At 57.6% G+C, this 278-nt stretch carries 1 pseudogene; it reads right to left on the bottom strand.

Annotated elements, in window-relative coordinates:
• Positions 1–278: pseudogene (locus tag ACYP03_RS25955) on the bottom strand (penicillin-binding protein 1B); the annotation flags it as partial.

Below are 278 nucleotides of genomic sequence, written 5' to 3'. Positions count from 1 at the left end.
CCTTTGAGCAAAATCGGCTTGTCGTCCAGTGTCGTTGCCAGACTAAACTTCTCAGGCTGGCGCAGAGCGCTCAGATAGACGGCTGGTTTCACCAGCGAACCAATCTGCCGGCGACTGTCGAGTGCCCGGTTAAATCCGGCATAGCCAGGGCGGCTGCCACCTATCATGGCCCGGATCTCACCACTGTGTCGGTCCACTGCCACCATAGCGGTTTCAATCGGACTCCCGGCTTTTTTCTCCAGTACCGGGATCCACTGAGCGACAGCGTTTTCTGCTTC

Source organism: Photobacterium sp. R1, from assembly GCF_054600795.1.
This window is presented reverse-complemented; position numbering and strand designations above follow the sequence as displayed.